Origin of the sequence: Micromonospora sp. NPDC049089 (assembly GCF_040648775.1) — a bacterium.
Classification (GTDB): Bacteria; Actinomycetota; Actinomycetes; order Mycobacteriales; family Micromonosporaceae; genus Micromonospora.
This window is the reverse complement of record NZ_JBEZEH010000391.1, coordinates 1-1,711: the sequence shown is the minus strand read 5'-3', so window position 1 is coordinate 1,711 and position 1,711 is coordinate 1. Positions and strand designations below refer to the sequence as shown.

The following is a 1,711-nucleotide window of genomic DNA, read 5'->3' as shown; positions in this document are numbered from 1 at the left end:
GCGCCTCCGGGACGGACGCGCGGTTCGCGGATGTCGGGGACGTGTGTCGGGTCAGGCGACGTTGCGTTGGGCCGGGACGGTCGACTTGTGCGGGCGACCCAGGCGGGCCTCCAGTCGTGCGACGTCGACCCGGGCGTGCCGGCGGTCTGCCAGGTCCTCCCAGCCGACGGCGAGCAGTCGCAGGCGCTCCGACTCGCTGAAGCCGCCCCACACGCCGTACGGCTCTCGTACCGACAGGGCGTGAGCGGCGCACTCGGCGCGTACCGGGCAGGCGCGGCAGACCGACTTGGCAGTGGACTCGCGACGCAGCCGGGAAGAACCACGCTCACCGTCGGGGTGGAAGAACTGGGCGCTGTCGCGCCCTCGGCAGGCACCGAGTCGCTGCCAGTCCCAGAGATCGACGATGGGTCCGGGCAGTCTACGTACGTTCGACATCAGCACCCCTCCTCCCGCGCGGCTCCGCGAGAATCCTTATGGCCGGCATCCGGGCGGCGGGCCGCGCAGGCGCACCGTTCCCGGCCTGGATCTCCCGGTACCCGGGCTGTCGTCAACTCACACGTGTGTGATCGAAAACGTCCGAGAAATTGCGGCTTTTGCCCCATCTGTCGGAAAAGTTCGAAGGATTGCCGGGAACCCCCTCCCCAGCCGACCGCGTCATGGTCTGCTCGTTGGCGGAGAGGAGACCACAGTGCGTACCGTTCTTGTGTGCGTTCGGACACCACTCGCGGCCCAGCACCTTACTTCTGCTGCCGCGCGGCTGGGGTTGTCCGCGATCGTTCGTACCGCCGTCTCTGATCCCGAGGTGATGCTGCGGCTGGCCGAACGACCGGCCGACGTGGTGCTGGCCGACACGGCCCTCACCCGGCCGGACAGCGCCGGCTTCGTCCGCCGGGTGTTGGCGCGTGCGCCGCAGGCGGCGGTGCTGCTGCTCGGCACCGAGGAGTCCGAGGCCGCGGCGGCCACCATCAGCGCCGGCGCCCGAGGGCTCATCCAGAATGTCGATCATGATCTGACCAGCGCGGTGGCGAAGGCGCTCCTGCTGCTCACCGCGCCTGGCCGAGCCTCCCGGCAGCGGATCACCGATCCGGCCCGCGACGCGGCGGCGGTGGGTGGTTCCGGCCGCTCCGGGCCGTCGCCGCGCGGTTCCGGCGAGCCCGGCTGGACGGCCACAGCAGCCGACGGGCCGGCCGGGGTGGCGTCGGTGCCGGTGCAGCGGGGCGACGACGAGGCGGAGGCGGGGACCGGCGAGTCGCCGGCGCAGACCGACCCGGGCCGTCCCGCCCCGAACGCCCGACCCAGTCGGGCGTCGATCGGGCTCACCGAGCGTGAGCTTCAGGTGCTGCTGGGCATGGCCGAGGGCAAGAGCAACGCGGAGATCGGCCGGGAACTGTTCGTCTCGGAGGACACCGTCAAGACGCACGCCCGCCGGCTGTTCCGCAAGCTTGGCGCTCGGGACCGGGCGCACGCGGTGGCGGCGGGCTTCCGCGCCGGTCTGGTGGCCTGACACCCGGGCAACGCCGCCGCACGGCACGCCGCACTGCACGCCGCGCGGAAGCGAGCACGCCGCACGGCACGCCATGCAGCCGGGCGCGCCGCGCAGTCGGGGCACGCCGCGCAGCCGGGCGCGCCGCGCAGCCGGGGCACGCCGCGCAGCCGGGGCACGCCGCGCAGCCGGGCACGCCGCGCAGCCGGGCACGCCGCGCAGCCGGGC

General features: G+C 73.8%; 2 protein-coding genes. One reads left to right on the top strand and one right to left on the bottom strand.

Translation table 11 applies throughout. The features are described 5' to 3' along the window. Positions 1 to 51: 51 nt before the first annotated feature. Entirely contained in the window at positions 52 to 435 is a 384-nt protein-coding gene (locus AB0B48_RS33010; RefSeq protein ID WP_355010075.1) for a WhiB family transcriptional regulator, read from the bottom strand. Between the two features lie 253 nt (positions 436 to 688). On the opposite strand from AB0B48_RS33010, the gene AB0B48_RS33005 reads away from it, so the two are divergent. Next, a complete protein-coding gene (locus AB0B48_RS33005; RefSeq protein WP_355010074.1) occupies positions 689 to 1,504 on the top strand; it encodes a response regulator transcription factor in 816 nt (271 codons plus the stop codon). The last annotated feature ends 207 nt before the right edge of the window (positions 1,505 to 1,711 follow it).